Annotated in this window: 18 protein-coding genes and 7 tRNA genes; 14 read left to right on the top strand and 11 right to left on the bottom strand. The window is 74.1% G+C overall.

Features of this window, described 5'->3' with window-relative positions; all coding sequences use genetic code 11:
- Positions 1-146: 146 nt before the first annotated feature.
- A complete protein-coding gene (gene cobA / locus AB0O21_RS30080) occupies positions 147-1,379 on the top strand; it encodes a uroporphyrinogen-III C-methyltransferase (protein ID WP_365176000.1) in 1,233 nt (410 codons plus the stop codon).
- Positions 1,380-1,421: 42 nt separating this feature from the next.
- Entirely contained in the window at positions 1,422-2,234 is an 813-nt protein-coding gene (locus tag AB0O21_RS30075) for an RNA methyltransferase (protein WP_365175999.1), read from the top strand.
- A 9-nt stretch (positions 2,235-2,243) separates the two neighbouring features.
- Here AB0O21_RS30075 and AB0O21_RS30070 read toward each other — a convergent pair whose 3' ends face one another.
- Positions 2,244-3,446, bottom strand: a complete 1,203-nt coding sequence (locus AB0O21_RS30070) for a serine/threonine-protein kinase (RefSeq protein ID WP_365175998.1) — start codon at positions 3,444-3,446, stop codon at positions 2,244-2,246.
- 559 nt (positions 3,447-4,005) lie between these two features.
- Between AB0O21_RS30070 and AB0O21_RS30065 the strand changes: the two genes are divergently transcribed.
- From AB0O21_RS30065 to AB0O21_RS30055, 3 genes are all read left to right on the top strand, one after another.
- The gene (locus AB0O21_RS30065; protein WP_037797219.1) at positions 4,006-4,191 is read left to right on the top strand and encodes a hypothetical protein; all 186 of its coding nucleotides are present in this window, start codon (positions 4,006-4,008) and stop codon (positions 4,189-4,191) included.
- Positions 4,192-4,417: 226 nt separating this feature from the next.
- A complete protein-coding gene (locus tag AB0O21_RS30060; protein WP_365175997.1) occupies positions 4,418-5,359 on the top strand; it encodes an aminoglycoside phosphotransferase family protein in 942 nt (313 codons plus the stop codon).
- A 72-nt stretch (positions 5,360-5,431) separates the two neighbouring features.
- Positions 5,432-5,731 (top strand): zf-TFIIB domain-containing protein, encoded by a 300-nt coding sequence (locus AB0O21_RS30055; RefSeq protein ID WP_365175996.1) that lies wholly within the window; start codon positions 5,432-5,434, stop codon positions 5,729-5,731.
- Between the two features lie 52 nt (positions 5,732-5,783).
- On the opposite strand, the gene AB0O21_RS30050 is transcribed toward AB0O21_RS30055, so the two are convergent.
- The 5 genes from AB0O21_RS30050 to AB0O21_RS30030 form a co-directional block, all read right to left on the bottom strand.
- Positions 5,784-5,858: transfer RNA gene (locus AB0O21_RS30050), tRNA-Val, on the bottom strand.
- Positions 5,859-5,905: 47 nt separating this feature from the next.
- A tRNA-Val gene (locus tag AB0O21_RS30045) sits at positions 5,906-5,977 on the bottom strand.
- A gap of 19 nt (positions 5,978-5,996) precedes the next feature.
- Positions 5,997-6,068: transfer RNA gene (locus tag AB0O21_RS30040), tRNA-Val, on the bottom strand.
- A 1-nt stretch (position 6,069) separates the two neighbouring features.
- Positions 6,070-6,143 (bottom strand) — tRNA-Cys (locus tag AB0O21_RS30035).
- A 41-nt stretch (positions 6,144-6,184) separates the two neighbouring features.
- Positions 6,185-6,257, bottom strand: a tRNA-Gly gene (locus AB0O21_RS30030).
- A gap of 180 nt (positions 6,258-6,437) precedes the next feature.
- Here AB0O21_RS30030 and AB0O21_RS30025 point away from each other — a divergent pair.
- Genes AB0O21_RS30025 through AB0O21_RS30015 form a run of 3 tightly spaced genes read left to right on the top strand, consistent with a single transcriptional unit; the run spans position 6,438 to position 9,217 of the window.
- Complete coding sequence (locus AB0O21_RS30025; protein WP_365175995.1) at positions 6,438-7,496, top strand: chorismate-binding protein; 1,059 nt, start codon at positions 6,438-6,440, stop codon at positions 7,494-7,496.
- Positions 7,497-7,509: 13 nt separating this feature from the next.
- Positions 7,510-8,331: an aminodeoxychorismate lyase gene (locus AB0O21_RS30020; RefSeq protein ID WP_365175994.1), complete on the top strand. Its 822-nt coding sequence runs from the start codon at positions 7,510-7,512 to the stop codon at positions 8,329-8,331.
- A 43-nt stretch (positions 8,332-8,374) separates the two neighbouring features.
- Positions 8,375-9,217, top strand: a complete 843-nt coding sequence (locus tag AB0O21_RS30015; protein ID WP_365175993.1) for a GNAT family N-acetyltransferase — start codon at positions 8,375-8,377, stop codon at positions 9,215-9,217.
- Here the strand turns inward: AB0O21_RS30015 and AB0O21_RS30010 are convergent.
- Positions 9,214-9,714, bottom strand: coding sequence for a DsbA family protein (locus AB0O21_RS30010; protein ID WP_365175992.1), 501 nt, complete (start codon positions 9,712-9,714; stop codon positions 9,214-9,216). The two genes, AB0O21_RS30015 and AB0O21_RS30010, sit on opposite strands and share 4 nt — an antisense overlap.
- 177 nt (positions 9,715-9,891) lie before the next feature.
- Between AB0O21_RS30010 and AB0O21_RS30005 the strand changes: the two genes are divergently transcribed.
- Positions 9,892-10,320: a hypothetical protein gene (locus AB0O21_RS30005; RefSeq protein WP_365175991.1), complete on the top strand. Its 429-nt coding sequence runs from the start codon at positions 9,892-9,894 to the stop codon at positions 10,318-10,320.
- Positions 10,321-10,429: 109 nt separating this feature from the next.
- Positions 10,430-10,603 (top strand): hypothetical protein, encoded by a 174-nt coding sequence (locus AB0O21_RS30000; protein ID WP_365175990.1) that lies wholly within the window; start codon positions 10,430-10,432, stop codon positions 10,601-10,603.
- Here AB0O21_RS30000 and AB0O21_RS29995 read toward each other — a convergent pair.
- Positions 10,544-11,164 carry a CGNR zinc finger domain-containing protein gene (locus AB0O21_RS29995; protein WP_365175989.1) on the bottom strand — a complete coding sequence of 207 codons (621 nt, stop codon included), beginning with the start codon at positions 11,162-11,164 and terminating at the stop codon, positions 10,544-10,546. The two genes, AB0O21_RS30000 and AB0O21_RS29995, sit on opposite strands and share 60 nt — an antisense overlap.
- 199 nt (positions 11,165-11,363) lie before the next feature.
- Positions 11,364-11,777, bottom strand: coding sequence for an SsgA family sporulation/cell division regulator (locus AB0O21_RS29990; RefSeq protein WP_030011909.1), 414 nt, complete (start codon positions 11,775-11,777; stop codon positions 11,364-11,366).
- 177 nt (positions 11,778-11,954) lie between these two features.
- Here AB0O21_RS29990 and AB0O21_RS29985 point away from each other — a divergent pair, with 177 nt between their 5' ends.
- Both AB0O21_RS29985 and AB0O21_RS29980 read left to right on the top strand, forming a co-directional pair.
- On the top strand, positions 11,955-12,425 hold the full coding sequence (locus AB0O21_RS29985) for a TIGR02611 family protein (protein WP_365175988.1): 471 nt from the start codon (positions 11,955-11,957) through the stop codon (positions 12,423-12,425).
- Positions 12,426-12,482: 57 nt separating this feature from the next.
- A tRNA-Val gene (locus AB0O21_RS29980) sits at positions 12,483-12,554 on the top strand.
- A gap of 48 nt (positions 12,555-12,602) precedes the next feature.
- Here AB0O21_RS29980 and AB0O21_RS29975 read toward each other — a convergent pair.
- On the bottom strand, positions 12,603-14,930 hold the full coding sequence (locus AB0O21_RS29975) for a hypothetical protein (protein ID WP_365175987.1): 2,328 nt from the start codon (positions 14,928-14,930) through the stop codon (positions 12,603-12,605).
- A gap of 112 nt (positions 14,931-15,042) precedes the next feature.
- Here AB0O21_RS29975 and AB0O21_RS29970 point away from each other — a divergent pair, with 112 nt between their 5' ends.
- Positions 15,043-15,534 carry an SRPBCC family protein gene (locus AB0O21_RS29970; protein WP_365175986.1) on the top strand — a complete coding sequence of 164 codons (492 nt, stop codon included), beginning with the start codon at positions 15,043-15,045 and terminating at the stop codon, positions 15,532-15,534.
- Between the two features lie 38 nt (positions 15,535-15,572).
- Positions 15,573-15,644: transfer RNA gene (locus tag AB0O21_RS29965), tRNA-Val, on the top strand.
- A 60-nt stretch (positions 15,645-15,704) separates the two neighbouring features.
- Here AB0O21_RS29965 and AB0O21_RS29960 read toward each other — a convergent pair.
- Positions 15,705-16,430, bottom strand: a complete 726-nt coding sequence (locus AB0O21_RS29960) for a 3'-5' exonuclease (RefSeq protein ID WP_365175985.1) — start codon at positions 16,428-16,430, stop codon at positions 15,705-15,707.
- Positions 16,431-16,608: the final 178 nt, after the last annotated feature.

The raw sequence follows: 16,608 nt of genomic DNA, 5'->3' as shown, positions 1-16,608 counted from the left end.
CGCCCCGCGCCCCCGTCCCCGCCGGGCCGTATCGTGGACCCGCACGAGAAACCGCACGTCAGCACCGCACACCGCACACGCACCCCCGCCGCTCCAAAGCCGCAGCGGCAAGACAGAACGACCGCCGCATCAGGAGCCGCACCGCCATGGCCGAACACCCCGCGTACCCCGTCGGTCTCCGACTCGCCGGCCGCCGCGTCGTCGTCATCGGCGGCGGCCAGGTGGCCCAGCGCCGCCTCCCCGCGCTCATCGCGGCCGGCGCCGACGTCCTCCTGATCTCCCCGTCCGCCACCCCCTCCGTGGACGCCATGGCCGAGACCGGCGAGATCCGTTGGGAGCGCCGCCGCTACGAGGACGGCGACCTCGCCGGTGCCTGGTACGCCCTGATCGCCACCCGGGACCGCGCCGCCAACGACGCCGCCTCCGCCGAGGCCGAGGCCAACCGCGTCTGGTGCGTCCGCGCCGACGACGCCGAGGCCGCCACCGCCTGGACCCCGGCCACCGGCCGCGTCGAGGGCGTCACCGTCGCCGTGCTGAGCGGCAACGACCCCCGCCGCTCCGCCGCCGTCCGGGACGCGGTCGTCGAGGGACTGCGCGACGGCTCCCTCACCGCGGCCCGCCCGCACACCCCCGGCGTGTCCCTCGTCGGCGGCGGCCCCGGCGACCCCGACCTGATCACGGTGCGCGGCCGCCGCCTCCTCGCCGAGGCCGACGTGGTCATCGCCGACCGGCTCGGCCCCCGCGACCTGCTCGACGAGCTCCCCCCGCACGTCGAGGTCATCGACGCGGCGAAGATCCCGTACGGCCGCTACATGGCCCAGGAGGCCATCAACAACGCCCTGATCGAGCACGCCAAGGCCGGCAAGGCAGTGGTTCGCCTCAAGGGCGGGGACCCGTACGTCTTCGGCCGCGGCATGGAGGAGCTCCAGGCCCTCGCCGAAGAGGGCATCCCCTGCACCGTCGTCCCCGGCATCTCCAGCTCCATCTCGGTGCCCGGCGCCGTCGGCATTCCGGTCACCCACCGGGGCGTGGCCCACGAGTTCACCGTGGTCAGCGGGCATGTCGGCCCCGACGACCCGCGCTCGCTCGTGGACTGGGCCTCCCTCGCCAAGCTCACCGGCACGCTCGTCATCCTCATGGGCGTGGACAAGATCGGCCTGATCGCCGAGGCCCTGGTCCGCCACGGCCGCGCCGCAGACACCCCGGTCGCGGTCGTCCAGGAGGGCACCACCGCCTCCCAGCGCCGGGTGGACGCCACCCTCGCCACCGTCGGCGAGCGGGTCCGCGCCGAGGAGGTCCGCCCGCCGGCCGTCATCGTGATCGGCGACGTCGTCCGGGTCAACGCCCCCGGCGACGCGCTTCCCAGCACCAACGCCTGACAGGCCGTTGGCACCGCACCCAGGACAAGGCAGTATCACCCTGTGGCTGATCTCATCACCGTCGAAGACCCCGACGACCCGCGCCTGCGCGACTACACGGGCCTGACCGACGTCGAACTCCGCCGCCGGCGCGAGCCCGCGGAAGGCCTCTTCATCGCCGAGGGCGAGAAGGTCATCAGACGTGCCAAGGACGCCGGGTACGAGATGCGGTCGATGCTGCTCTCCGCCAAGTGGGTCGACGTCATGCGCGACGTCATCGACGAGCTCCCGGCCCCGGTGTACGCCGTCAGCCCCGAGCTCGCCGAGCGCGTCACCGGCTACCACGTGCACCGCGGGGCGCTGGCCTCCATGCAGCGCAAGCCGCTGCCGACGGCCGAGGAACTCCTCGCCACGACCCGGCGCGTGGTCGTCATGGAAGCGGTCAACGACCACACCAACATCGGTGCCATCTTCCGCAGCGCGGCCGCCCTCGGCATGGACGCGGTGCTGCTGTCGCCGGACTGCGCGGACCCGCTCTACCGCCGTTCGGTGAAGGTCTCCATGGGCGCGGTCTTCTCCGTCCCCTACGCCCGCCTGGAGGCCTGGCCCAAGAGCCTGGACTCGGTCCGCGAGGCCGGCTTCAAGCTGCTCGCCCTCACCCCGCACGAGAAGGCCACGCCGATCGACGTGGCCGCCCCGCAGTCCCTGGAGCGGGTCGCGCTGATGCTCGGCGCCGAGGGCGACGGCCTGTCCACGCAGGCGCTGGTCGCCGCCGACGAGTGGGTACGGATCCCCATGGCGCACGGCGTGGACTCGCTGAACGTGGGCGCCGCGGCCGCCGTCGCCTTCTACGCGGTGGCCAGCGGCCGCCCGTAGGACCGCCGGCTACAGCTTCTGGGCCGCCGCGATGCCCAGGGCCACGATCAGCGTCACCACGACGAACACGATCAGCCGCTGCCGCATCAGCCTCGGGTCCGGCCGCGAAGGGCGCCGCCCCGTCCCGGTCGTCCGGGGCGCCGGACGGCCCCCCGTCCGCCCCGCCGTCGGCCGCGAGGACGGGCCGCCGGGGCCCTGCGGGTGGCGCGAGGACGAGGGCCGCGAGTGCGGTCCGCTGGGGGCCGCGCCCTTGCCCCGGGGCACGGTGCCGCCGCCCGTACGACGCTCCGTGCGCTGGTCGGCGTGGTGTTCGACCCCCTCCGGGAGCCGCCCTGTCGGCCGGTCGGCGCGGCCGCCGCGCTGGGCCGGCGGGCGGACCTCCGACAGCCCCTGCGCCTCGCGGGCCGCGATCTCCTTGAGCCGCATCGACAGCTGGAGCGTGCTGGGCCGGTCTTCGGGGTCCTTGGCCAGGCAGGCCCGCACGAGCGGCGCGAGCGCGTCCGGGACCCCCTGCAGGTGGGGCTCCTCGTGCACCACGCGGTACAGCATGACCTCGGAACTGCCGTGCCCGAAGGGCGAGTCGGCGGTCGCCGCGTAGGCGAGGGTGGCGCCGAGGGCGAAGACGTCGGTGGCCGGGGTGACGGCAGCGCCGCGCACCTGCTCGGGCGCGAGGAAGCCGGGGGAGCCGACGGCGGTGCCCACGTGGGTGAGGGTGCTCGCCCCGGTGGCCCAGGCGATCCCGAAGTCGATGATCCGCGGGCCCTTGGGGGAGAGCAGGATGTTCGAGGGCTTGAGGTCCCGGTGGACGACCCCCGCCTCGTGCACGGCGACCAGCCCCTCGGACAGGGCGGCGCCGATCGCGGCGATCTGCGAGGCCGTGAGGGGGCCTTCCTCGGCCACCTTGTCGTGCAGCGAGGGCCCGGGAACGTACTGGGTCGCGAACCACGGCCGCTCGGCCTCCAGGTCCGCCGCCACCAGGCGCGCGGTGCACCCGCCCCGGATCCGCCGGGCGGCGGACACCTCGCGGGCGAACCGGGAGCGGAACTCCTGATCCTCGGCCAGGTCCGGCCGGATCACCTTGAGCGCGACGCGCTGCCCGCGCCGGTCCGACCCCAGGTAGACCACGCCCATGCCGCCGGCGCCGAGCCGTCGGTGCAGTCTGAACGAGCCGACGACACGCGGGTCCTCGCGCCGGAGCCGCATCATCGCCATGTCCACCCCGCTGACCGGTCGTCCTGTTGACGTGGCACAGCTTACGGACCATCCGGCATGCGCGCTCAGAGGCCGCGCCCTCGCCGGGGGATTCGATCGTCAGTACGGCACAACACACTTGAGGGATTCTCAGGGAACCGGCCCCGCGCCGGCCGCCCCGCCCGGCCCCCCGTCAAATCGCCTTCACCTCAAGGAGGTTGGGGCATCCGGGCCCTCGTTCGCGGCCACCGGGGCCCATCGGGAGGCACCGGTACGCCGCCCGCATCGAGTGGATCTCCACGACACGCGGCAGAGGGACACCCATGTGCGGGGAGTGACGGAAGTGAGCGAAGTCACTACGCTCCGGTCATCCCCTCCGGGAAGACCCCGACTCGCGGGGGACGGTCTCCACCCAGGGGAGTACACCGGGCAGGGCCCGTCATCCTCCTGGAGGCCCGCCAAAGGGTACGAGGGCATGAGGCCACGCGACCCCCGCCCACCTAGTGTTGAAGTCAAGCGGCGGGCAGCTCTCGTCCCCCGAGGTCAAGCCCGCCGCTGCCGAATCGACAGGGAGAGGACCATGGCGGACATCGCACGGCAGGGACGCAAGGCATTCGCGTTCAACGGCCATGAGTCCGGTACGCGCCACCCGCTGGTGGCCGCGGCCATGGTCCTCCCCCTGGCCGCCCTCCTGCTCTTCCTCTTCGGAGGTTTCGACCAGGTGGCGGCACAGGCGTCGTCCGTTGGCGTGATGCTGGGGCGCTGAGCGGCGCCCCGGGTCCGGGAGAGCGGCCCGGACCGGGACATCGGCCTGTCGAACCCCGTGGGGACGGGGGAGCGACGACGGACGGCAGGTGAAGGGTGCTGCCCGTACGACTGGGGAGTCGGACGGGCAGCACCCTTTTTCATGCCCGGATGCACTGCCCCGATGTCCGCATTGCGGCGTACGATCCCCGGGAGGCCGCTGCCGCACCACCCACCCCGGGGTTCCCATGACCGACTCGCTGCCCGAGGCCCTCGCCGCCTGTACCGCCCAACCGCTTCCGTACGCCCTCCTCGCGGACCGCGACGACGGCACCGTGGTGCGCTGCGGGGAGGTCGTGGCCAAGGCCCACGCCGGGGACGCCGACCACGCGGCCCTCGCCGTACGCCTGCGCATCGCCGGCCACCAGGCGCTCGGCGGTGTCCTGCTGCCCCCGCTGCTCCCCGTGCCCGGCCGGGTGCAGGACCGGCCGGTCTCCCTGTGGCCCTACGGGGCCCCCGTCGACCCGCAGCGCCCCGAGGAGGCCCCCTGGGAGGCCACCGCCGGGCTCCTGGCCGCCCTGCACCGGACACCGCTCGCCGCCCTCCCCGGCCCGCTCCCGCCGATGCGCGGACCGGCCAAGCTCGCCCGCGCCCTGGAGCGGCTGCGGCTGGCGGAGGCCCTGCCCGCCGGCCCCGACCCGGGCGCGGTGCGCTCCGTACGGACCGCCGCGGGGACGCTGCCCGCCTGGGCGCGCGGAGAGGCACAGGCGCCGCCCGGCGGCGCGCTGTGCCACGGGGACCTGCACCTCGGCCAGCTGGTCCGCTATCCCGCCCCCCAGGGGCCCTGGTTCCTCATCGACGTCGACGACCTCGGCCTCGGCACCCCCACCTGGGACCTCGGCCGGCCCGCCGCCTGGTACGCCGCCGGGCTGCTCGCCCCCGAGGCCTGGCAGCGCTTCCTCGACGCCTACCGGGCCGCAGGCGGCCCGGCCGCGGGACCGCCCGGCACCGACCCGTGGCCGGAACTCGATCTCGCCGCCCGCGCGCTCACCGTGCAGACGGCGGCCCTCGCCCTGGCCAAGGCGGCGGAAGGGCGGCGCCGGCTCGACGAGGGGGAGCGGCTGATGGTGGACGCCTGTGCCCGAATAGCAGCCCTCCCGGGCGACTTGGAACGAGAGCCTCCGTCGTAGGGTGAGCTCCGCGCCACCGGGCATGCATCCGGTCAGCCGGTGGCCCGTCCACGCCGAGGAGTTGAACCGCCCATGCAGTGTCCGAAGTGTCACGCGATGATGCACACCTACAACCGCAACGGTGTCCAGATAGAGCAGTGCAGCGGCTGCCGCGGCATCTTCCTCGACTACGGCGAGCTGGAGGCGCTGACCCGCCTGGAGTCCCAGTACACGTCCCAGCAGTACGGCCAGGTCCCCCCGCCCGCCGCGCCGCCGGCCCCGTACCCGCCGCAGCACGTGGCCCCCGCCCCCGCCTGGGGCGCCCCGCACCAGGGCGGCCACCACGGCCACCACCACCGCGGCGGCTTCGGCCGGATGCTCTTCTCCTCCTGAGCGGTGCGGACAACGCGGAAGCCCCGGCCGTGGGACGGCCGGGGCTTCCGGATGGTGCGCGATACTGGGATTGAACCAGTGACCTCTTCCGTGTCAGGGAAGCGCTCTCCCGCTGAGCTAATCGCGCGGGAACGGCATGGAGCCGCAGGTGATGCAGGTGGTGCTGATGCTGCGTGCGCGATACTGGGATTGAACCAGTGACCTCTTCCGTGTCAGGGAAGCGCTCTCCCGCTGAGCTAATCGCGCGGGGGTCCTTGCGGACCAGTGGACGATACTGGGATTGAACCAGTGACCTCTTCCGTGTCAGGGAAGCGCTCTCCCGCTGAGCTAATCGTCCTTGGAGGTGGAGACGGGATTTGAACCCGTGTAGACGGCTTTGCAGGCCGTTGCCTCGCCTCTCGGCCACTCCACCATGGAGCTGCGGGGGTTCTCGGGAAGAAGACCCCCACTTCGAGCGGACGACGAGACTCGAACTCGCGACATCCACCTTGGCAAGGTGGTGCTCTACCAACTGAGCTACGTCCGCAGGTCACCGTGTTCGCTCCGGGGTTTTTCCCCTTCGCTCCCTGGCGACGTGTTGAACTCTAGCGGATTCCCGGGCCAGCTCAAAAACGCGTTTCCGCAGCGTGCTGCCGCTCGATCACCAGCGGTCACCCGACCGTCACCTCTCCGGCGCCGCCGCGTCACCGGTCATAGACTCACAGCCGTGCACGACCTGCCTCCCATGGCCCGCTTCGGCGGCCTCCTCGCGACCGACCTCCGAGACGTCACCAGCGACCCTGGTGCCCTCGACTCCACCGGCTTCTGGGCGGTGGCCGCCGACTTCGAAGGTCGGCTGGTCTGCGCGCGCTTCGGGGACATACGCCCCGATCCCGTCCCCGCTCCCGTGCCCGGCGCCTGGCACGGCCCCGGTGCCGACCAGTGGACCTCCTCCCTGGACCGGGCCGCCTACCTGGCCGGCGTCCGCCGCATCCGCGAGCACATCGCCGCCGGCGAGGTCTACCAGGCCAACCTCTGCCGCGTGATGTCCGCGCCGCTGCCCGACGCGGCCCGCGCCGATGTCGACGCCCTCACCGCACTCCTCGCGCGCGGCAACCCCGCCCCCTACGCAGGAACGATTCGGCTGCCCGCGCACGGCGTGGAGATCGCCACCGCCTCCCCGGAGCTGTTCCTGCGCCGCGACGGCCGCCACGTCGAGTCCGGCCCCATCAAGGGCACCGGCCGCACCGCGGCCGACCTGCTGCCCAAGGACCACGCCGAGAACGTGATGATCGTGGACCTCGTACGCAACGACCTCGGCCGCGTCTGCGCCACCGGCTCCGTCACCGTCCCCGAACTGTGCGCCGTCGAGGAGCACCCCGGCCTGGTCCACCTCGTCTCCACCGTCAGCGGAGAACTCGCCGACGGCGCGGGCTGGCCCGAGCTGCTCGCGGCCACCTTCCCGCCCGGCTCCGTCACCGGGGCCCCCAAGTCCTCCGCCCTGCGGATCATCGAGGCCCTCGAGACCGCCCCCCGCGGCCCCTACTGCGGCGGGCTGGGCTGGGTCGACGCCGACCGGGGCACCGCCGAGCTCGCCGTCGGCATCCGCACCTTCTGGATCGACCGCGAGGCCCCCGGCGGCCCCCGCCTGCTCTTCGGCACCGGCGCCGGCATCACCTGGGGCTCCGACCCCGACCGCGAATGGGCGGAGACCGAGCTGAAGGCCGCCCGGCTGCTGCGGGTAGCGTCGGGGGCGCATCAGACGACAGGCCGAACGGGATCTTGAGAGGGGCCGCACGGTGAGCATCTGGCTCGACGGAGCACTTCGGGACGTGGACAGCGCGAAGGTGTCCGTCTTCGACCACGGGCTGACCGTGGGAGACGGCGTCTTCGAGACGCTCAAGGCGGAGCGGGGCCGCGCCTTCGCGCTCACCCGCCACCTGGACCGGCTGACCCGATCGGCCCGCGGCCTCGGCCTGCCGGACCCCGACCACGACGAGGTGCGCCGGGCCTGCGCCGCGGTCCTGGAGGCCAACCCGATCGAGCACGGGCGACTGCGCGTCACCTACACCGGCGGCGTCTCCCCGCTCGGCTCCGACCGCGGGGACGGCGGCCCCACCCTGATCGTGGCCGTCGCGCCGTCCTTCCGCCGCCCCGACACCACCGCAGTCGTCACGGTGCCCTGGGTCCGCAACGAGCGCTCCGCCGTGGCCGGCCTGAAGAGCACCTCCTACGCGGAGAACGTCGTCGCGCTCGCCGCCGCCCACAAGGCCCGCGCCTCCGAGGCGCTCCTGGCCAACACCGTCGGCCGGCTCTGCGAGGGCACCGGCTCCAACGTCTTCGTCGTCCTCGACGGACAGCTGCACACCCCGCCCCTGGCCTCCGGCTGCCTGGCGGGCATCACCCGCGCCCTCGTCGTCGAATGGGCCGGCGCCAAGGAGACCGACCTGCCGTTCGAGGTCCTGGAGCAGGCCGACGAGGTCTTCCTGACCTCCTCGCTGCGCGATGTCCAGGCGGTCGTACGGATCGACGCGCGCGAGCTGGGCACGGCCCCCGGCCCGGTCACGGCCGAGGCCATGCGGATCTTCGACGCGAAGGCCGGCGCGGATCTCGATCCGTAAACCCCGGTGACGCGGGCCCGCCGGGCAGGTAGAACACCAAGTGATGACCACTACCCTGCGGCCCGCACAGCCGCTCCAGCGCAACACAGACGGCACCCGCTCGCGGACGTACGAGGTCCGGGTGAACAGCCGGCGCGTGGGCAGCGTCGAACTGGCCACCCGCTCGGCAGCCCAGCCCGGGACCGGGGTGATCAGGGGGCTGTGGATCGACGAGCCGGACCGGCGGCGCGGGCGCGGCACGGTCGCCGCGCTCGCCGCCGAGGAGGTGCTGCGTTCCTGGGGCTGCACGGCCATCGCCGTGTCGGTGCCCGCCGACGAGGCGCCGGCTCTTCGGATGGCCGAGACCCTCGGCTACCGGGTGACCGGCCGGGTCCAGGTCAAGGAGCTGCCAGCCGAGCCGCCCGCGCTCCCGTCGGGCGCGGTCGGCCGCCCGATGACCCGGGCCGAGTACGACGTCTGGCACGAGCAGGCCGTCGTCGAGTACAGCCACCACCTGGTCGCCCCCGGCATGTCTGCCGAGCAGGCCCTGGCCGCGTCCCGAGCCGAGCACGCCGAGCTGCTGCCGGCCGGGCGGGACACCCCTGGCGCGGCCTTCCTCCTCCTCCAGGCGCCGGACCGGGCCGTCCTCGGCACCCTGTGGGTGGGGGCCCGCGATCTGCCCGGCGGGGGCCGGGTCCCGTACGTATGGGACGTGGACGTCGCCGCCGAGCACCGCAGGCAGGGGCACGGCCGGACCCTCATGCTGCTGGCCGAACACGCCGCCCTGGCCACGGGCGCCCGCCGGCTGGCGCTGCACGTCCACGAGGACAACACCCCGGCCCGGCGCCTCTACGAGTCGCTCGGCTACCGGGACAGCACCGTGAACGCCCGGAAGGAGCTGATCTAGGGGGCCTGGCCGAGCAGGCGGTCGGCGATCTCCTCGATGCGGGCGCGCAGGCCCTCCTGGCTCTTGCCGCCGTCGAGGCGTTCGCCGTCGATCACGTAGGTCGGGGTGCCGGTCACGCCGATCGCCTTGCCCTCGGCCTGGTCGGCGTCCACGATCAGGATGTGCCGGCCGTCGATCAGGGCGGTGTCGAACTCCTCGACGTCCAGGCCCAGTTCACGTGCCACGTCCAGCAGTACCGACTCGCCGCGCTCGCTGAGCTCCGCGGTCCTGGCCAGTACGGCCTCCGCGTACGCCCAGCCCTGCCCCTGCTCCAGGGCCTCCTCGGCGGCCTGCGCCGCGGCGAAGGCGTGCTTGTGCTTCTCCAGCGGGAAGTGGCGCAGCCGGATGTCCAGCCGGTCGCCGTAGCGGGCCCGCAGGGCGCGTACGTCGTCCAGAGCGCTGAGGCAGTCCGGGCACTGGAGTTCGCACCAGACGTCGAGGATCACGGAATCGGTCATGCCCCCAGTCTCCCAGCCTCCGCGCACGCCCACCGACCGGCACCTGCGGATGAGGTCCGACCCCGAGATGTCCCGGAGATCCGCCCGGGGGCGGCTCCGGGCCTGGCAGCCGGGGGGAGGGCCGGTGCAGGATGGATGGGGACAGACCGCCCAGCCGTCGAACCGCCGGAGGACCGCATGCTCGCCGAGACCATATGTTCCGCGGTGTCCGCGGCGGGCCTGGGCATCGCCGCGCTGACCGCCTACCGCAAGCGGTTCCTGGCGGCCACGCGGATCGCCGCGTACTCGCTGGTGCCGGTCGCCCTCGTGATGACGGGCCTGGTGGAGTGGGTGTCCGGGATCGTCTTCAACCCGACCGTCTGGATCGGCTTCGGGCTGCTCGGGCTGGCCTGGCTGCTCCTGTTCACCACCCGCGCCGTCGAGCGGCGGGGCCTGGGCAAGAAGGCCGGTCGGACCCCCGAGGCCGTCGCCCCGGCCGCCTCCGCGCCCTCGCTCGGCGCCGGATCCGCCTCCGGGCCGCAGGGCGCGGCGGGCCGGAAGCCGTCGGCCGCGGCGGGGGACGACTTCTCCGACATCGAGGCCATTCTCAAGAAGCACGGCATCTGACCCGAGGTCCCGGAATCCGGCGGTGATCCACAAGATCGGGCGAACTGCCGCACGGATATTGGCGTGTTGAAGCGCGGTTGGCGGCGCGCTGCGTCATCATCGCCCCGACATGCTCGAGACATCGCAGGGTGAGCCGTCGGTTCCCGCGCCGGCCACCGCCCCCGTTGCCGAGGAGCCGCGAGGCTGCCTCTTCGCCCTGTCCCAGCCGCCCCTGATGATCTTCCTAGCCGTGATCGGCGTCCTGCTGCTGCTCGCCGCCGTGCACGACCTCTTCATGCTCTGACGGCCCCGCGTCGGCTCCCTTGCGCCGGGCCCGGTACGCCGCCACGTGCAGCCGGTTCCCGCAGGTCCGGCTGTCGCAGTAGCGCCGCGAGCGGTTGCGGGAGAGGTCGACGAAGGCGCGGCGGCAGTCCGGGGCCTCGCAGCGGCGCAGCCGCTCCTGTTCGCCGGAGACCACGATGAAGGCCAGGGCCATGCCGCCGTCGGCCGCCAGGTGGTCGCCCACCGACGCGCCCGGCGCGAAGTAGTGCACGTGCCAGTCGTAGCCGTCGTGGTCGGTCAGCTGGGGGGTGGTGCCGGCCGTCGCCACCAGTTCGTTGATCAGCGTGGCTGCGGCGCGCGGGTTCGGCGAGGCGAAGACCTTCGCGAACTTCGAGCGCACCGTCCGGACGCCCGCCAGATCGCGGGCGCCGAGCTCGCCGACGTCGCTGATCGCGTACTCCTGGACGAAACCGCGCAGCGCACCGAGGTCCGCGAGCCCGTCGGGCTGCCCCGGCTCGGCCGCGGTGTTCACCAGCGCGACGACGACGTCGAGTGCGCGACGGGTGTCGTGGGGGATCTGCACGGGGTCTCCCTCAAGGGCCGGGCCTGCGGCGACGACCTCTGCCGCCGCTGGTGGCCGACTCTAGCGGGTCGTCCCAACGCGCAACGGCGCCGTCCACGCGGGTGGCTTCCGCGGGAACAGCGCCGGTGCGTCCGTATGTGGTTTTCCGACACGCACCGTCGCCCCGAGTCGGACGGTGTCGCGCGGGTGTGGGCCTGGCTCAGCTTTCGGCCAGGATGTGGGAGAGCTCCTTGTCGAGGTCGAAGTGCCGGTGCTCGGTCCCCGGTGGGACCGCGGCATCCGTCCGCTTGAGGAATGACTCCAGTGCTCGGGCTGGTGCTTCGAGCAGTGCTTCTCCCTCCGGTGAGCTCAGGGCGATGCAGACGACGCCCTGACCGTGGCTGCGGGACGGCCAGACGCGGACGTCGCCGGTACCGGTGGGCCGGTGGAGGCCCTCTGCGAGGAGGTCGCGGGCGAATACCCATTCGACCGTCTCCTCGGCGCCGGTGTGGAAGGTGGCGTGCACGGCGTAGGGGTCGGCCGTGTCATACCGCAGGCCCGCGGGAACAGGCAGTGAGGACTCGCTCGACACAACGAGGCGCAGGTGCAGCTCGCAGCTGACCGTGGTGTTCATAAGCGCCAGGGCCTTTCGCTCAGTGTGCGCTCGGGGATTCGCACGTCGGCGAAATCGACATGCCACCTACGGTGCCGTTGTAAACCCCTCTGACCGTTTTGCGGACCTCTGGGTCCCTCGGACGGCGGATCCAAAGCGGCATTCACGTGTGCTTCCGGCTCCGGTAGATTCGGTCCCATGAATACGGGGAGTGACCGCGGGGCCAACGAGCCCGCAGCCGACGAATCCGCCACCGAGGCCGCTGCAGAGACCACTGCCGAGGCCGCCGAGGAGGCGCCGCACGTATCGAAGGCGCCCGCCTTCATCAAGGCCAGCCGGGGCCTGCACCTGAGCTGGCAGGTCGGCGTCTTCGTCGTCGGCCTGGCCGTCATCGGCGCCGGTGTCGCGATGCTCGTCCTGCCCGGCCCCGGCTGGGTGGCGATCTTCGCGGGCCTGGCGATCTGGGCCACCGAGTTCGCCTGGGCCCACCTCGTGCTGCGCTGGACCAAGCGCAAGGTCACCGAGGCCGCGCAGGCGGCGCTCGATCCGAAGGTCCGCCGCCGCAACATCATCCTGACCAGCGTGGGCCTCGTCATCGCGGGCGCGCTGATCGGCTTCTACCTGTGGAAGTACGGGCTCGTCCTGCCCTGGAACATCAAGGACCAGTGACGGACCGGGGATGGTCAAGGAGCACCGCTGACATGCGGTAATGTTTGCGGTGCGTCCGGGCGATTAGCTCAGTGGGAGAGCACTTCGTTCACACCGAAGGGGTCACTGGTTCGAACCCAGTATCGCCCACCCGGACCAGAGGCCCGGAGACTTTCACAGTCTCCGGGCCTCTGGCGTTCAGCCCAGCCTCGCGATCGCGTCCCGCAGGCGGCGGGCGTCGCGCAGCCGCTTCTCGTACGTCGCGCCCACCATCAGCAGCAGCAGTCCCGCCAGCGCCGGCGGCACCCAGCGCGGCAGCGCCCCCGCCACCTGCACCACGTACGGGGCCAGCTCGTGCAGCGCCACCACCGCCAGCACCCCGCCGCCCAGCAGCAGCGGGGCCTGGAGGCGCCGCTGGGCGCCCGCCAGGGTCACCGCCAGCGCGGCCGCGCCGAGCAGCAGCGGGCGCACCCAGTCCGGGTCTCCCCAGGCCGCCAGCAGGCTCGGCAGCAGCGTCGCCGAGAGACCCGGGCCGTAGGCCGTCCACGAGGACGCCGCCGGGTCCCTGCGCCGCCGCAGCAGGCCCACCGCCAGGGCGGGCAGCGTCACCGGGAGGGTGTACGCCTCCGGCGCCGCCACCCCGGCATCGGCCAGCCGGACCCAGGTCGCCGCCACGAACAGCGCCCCCGCCGCCCAGCCCAGCACGCGCCGCTCCGGCCGCACCGCCGCGCCCGCGCAGACCACCCCGAGCAGCGCCAGGACCAGTGCGAGGGTCCCGGCCCGCCCGGCCGACAGGGCCAGCGCCAAGACGCCCGCCGCGCCCGCCGCGATCTCCGCGGGCAGCCGCACCCCGCCGAGCCGGGGCCCGAGCGCCGCCACCGAGGCCGGGACCGCGAGCACGGGCAGCGCCCACCACACCACCGCCAGGTCCGTCAGGGCCGCCGCGGCCGCCGGCAGCCCCGTGGCGTACCCGACGGCGCACGCGGCCGCCCCGGAGCGGGCCCAGCGCGCGGCCGGCCCGTACGCCGCCGCGGCCGCGCAGAGGGCGCCCAGCAGCCCCCACACCGCGAAGGTCGCCACCCGGCCGTCCAGCGCGCCCAGGGACACGTTCGCGGCCCCGGCCAGCGCGCAGACGCCGGCCGTGATCCCGGTCCCGCGGTCCGGGGAGCGCAGCGCGAGCAGCCCCGCCCCCGCCGTCACCGCGAGCTGTGCGGCGAACACCGCCGCCGGCGGGAAGCCGAGCAGCAGTGGAGCCGTGAACAGCCCCGCCCAGGCGAGGACCGCCGCGACCGCCGCCGGCTCCGGACGGGACAGCACCCGCGACAGCCACCAGGCGGCCCCCGCCGCCAGCAGCAGACCCACCGTGACGGCCGCCCCCGCCCCGAACGGATCGGCGGCCGGGGTCGTCGCGGCCCACACCTCCTCCAGCACCCCGACCCGGGCCAGCAGCGCCGGCGCCACCGCCGTCCAGCCGAACAGCGCCGTCAGGGCGCCCACCACCGCCCCGGCCCAGCCCAGCCCGCGCCGGACGTGCGCCGGGAGCGCGTGGACCCGTACGGCGGCCAGCAGCGGCAGCGCCACCAGCAGGTGCACCACCACCGCCCACGAGAGGGCGAGCTCCGGCCGGGGCAGGCCGCCCACGGCCAGGACCGCCAGCAGGCCGCCCGCCAGGGCGGCGGCCCAGGCGCGCGGCTCCCGCCAGGCCGCGGCCACCCCCAGGGCCGCGCCCGCCAGCAGCAGCGCCGACGGGTGCCACGCCTCGGCGGCCGAAGCGGCCGACCAGGACTCGGACACCCCGGTCAGCACCGCGGCCACCCCCAGCGCGGCCCCCGGGAGCGCCGCCCACCGCAGCCGCAGCGCGAGCGCCGCGTCCAGCGCGGCCGTCGCCAGCAGCGCCCAGGCCAGGTCCAGCGGGCCCGCCTGCGCGGCCAGCGCCGCCAGCGGCAGCGGGAACTGCGCCGCGAGCACCGCCGCCCCGGGCGGGATCCGCAGCGTGCGCAGGGCGGACCCGTACCCGGCCCAGACGCCCGCGAGCACCGCGGCCGCCCCCGCCGCGTACGCCCGGGGGTCGGTGTCCGGCATGCCGACCCGGTGGAGCGCGTAGGCGTCCAGCACCGTCAGCAGCAGCCCCACCGCCGCGACCGACTCCGCCGTCGAGCGCAGCCCGCGGCGCAGCAGCGGCACGGGCGCGGCCAGCGCCGCGGCGGTCACCGCGCCGAGGACCGCCGCGCGCCCGGTGATCCCCAGGGAGCCCCAGCTCACCAGCGTGAACGCCAGCGCGGCCACGGCCAGCAGGACCGCGCCCAGGACGAGCAGCACGTTCTGCGCGCTCGGAGCCGAGGCGTCCTTGGCGGGCCCGGCCGCGGGCCAGGCCGCCGGGCCGGGCGCGGACACCGGCACGGGTGCGTTCAGCAGGCGCAGCAGCCAGTCCCGGCGGCCCAGCAAGTAGTGGCGGCGGGCGTCGAGTTGAGCCAGCTCGCGGTCGATGAGCGCCAGCTCCTCGGCCGGCGGCAGGGGGGTGTTCATATCCGGAGTGTGGCGCCGGTCACGTGGTCAGGACATGGGCGTGCGTACTCAGATGTGCCTGAGTACCTGCGAAGCGGGCACACGGGCACCCGTCGCGGGCCACACTGGATCCATGGACCGCAGCCACTGGGACCGCTGGAACCGCTACCGGTTCCGCAGCGTGTGGGACCTGGACGCCCCGCCCGCGCGGGTGTTCGCCGTACTGGAGCTCCCGGGGGAGTACCCGCAGTGGTGGCCGCAGATACGCCGGGTCGAGGAGCTCGACGAACGCAGCGGCACCGCCACCATCCGCTCGGTCCTGCCGTACTCCCTCCACGTCACCGCCACCCAGCTCCTGCGCGACCCGGGGCGGGGCCTCCTGGAAGTGTCGCTGCGCGGCGATCTCGACGGCTGGGCGCGATGGACCGTACGGGCCCGCCGAACGCCCGGCGGAGCCCCGCGCACGCGGGCGCTGTACGAGCAGGAGGTCGAGGTGCGGCTGCCGCTGATGCGCCGGCTCGCGCTGCCCGGGCGGCCGGTGTTCCGGCTCAACCACGCCCTGATGATGCGGGCCGGACGGCGCGGTCTGGCGGCCCGACTGGCCCGCCCGCCGGAAGCGGTTTGAACCAGCCCCAAGCCTTCTGTATTGTTCAGTGCGTTCCCGGGCGATTAGCTCAGCGGGAGAGCACTTCGTTCACACCGAAGGGGTCACTGGTTCGATCCCAGTATCGCCCACCGGGACAGGCCGGTCCGTCGTAAGACGGACCGGCCTTCCGCATTTCCCGGCCGTGGCCGCTAGGCCGCCGTCGACAGGTCCGGGCGCAGCGGCCAGTGCGGATCTACCGGCTCCGGCGTCCCCTGGCGCGCGAACCAGGCCTGCAGGCCGCGCGCCTGTGCCGCGTGCCACACCGCTTGCAGCGTGTGCAGTTCGGCAGGGGTCAGCCGCTCCAGGCGGGCCGCGAACCGGCGCCCCACCGCCCGTACGAGCTCCAGCGAGGCCTGCGCGTCCGCCGCCGCGTCGTGGGCGCCCTCCAGCTCGATCCCGTAGTGCTCGCACAGGTCCGTCAGCGTCCGGCGGCCCTTGCGGTACCGGTCGAGGTGCTTGTCCAGCACCCGCGGATCCAGCACCGTCAGCGGCCGGTTGTCCAGGTGCCGGGCCAGCGAGGACGCCCGGTGCCGGCGCAACTCCCGGTCCAGCAGGGTCAGATCGAACGGCGCGTTCATCACCACCACCGGGCGGCCCGCCACCTGCTGCTCACCGAGGGCACGGGCTATCTCCTCCACGACCGGCGCCGGCCAGCGGCCGTGGCGCTGCAGGTGCTCGTCGGTGAGGCCGTGCACTTCCGTGGCGCCCGGGGGCACCGGAATCCCGGGATTGACCAGCCAGCGCGTGGTGCGGACCCGGCCGCCCGCACACTCCTGGACGATGAGCGCGGCGGACACGATCCGGTCCTGCTCGACGTCCACCCCGGTCGTCTCCGTGTCAAATGCGGCCAGCGGGCCCTCGTACCAGCGTGTCATGGCGAACTCCTCGTCCACGGTCGGCAGATGGCGGCGCCCGGATCACGCCGACCTTGCCCGAATCGGTGATACCCGGGCTGTTTGCCGCGTACGCCGTTTGCGCGGGCCCGGGTGCGGAGACAACACCCCTGGGGGGCCGTACACATGACCGGTCGTCACCCCGCCACCAGACACGGCA

It is taken from the genome of Streptomyces sp. NPDC091371, assembly GCF_040684275.1.
GTDB lineage: Bacteria > Actinomycetota > Actinomycetes > Streptomycetales > Streptomycetaceae > Streptomyces.
This window is presented reverse-complemented; position numbering and strand designations above follow the sequence as displayed.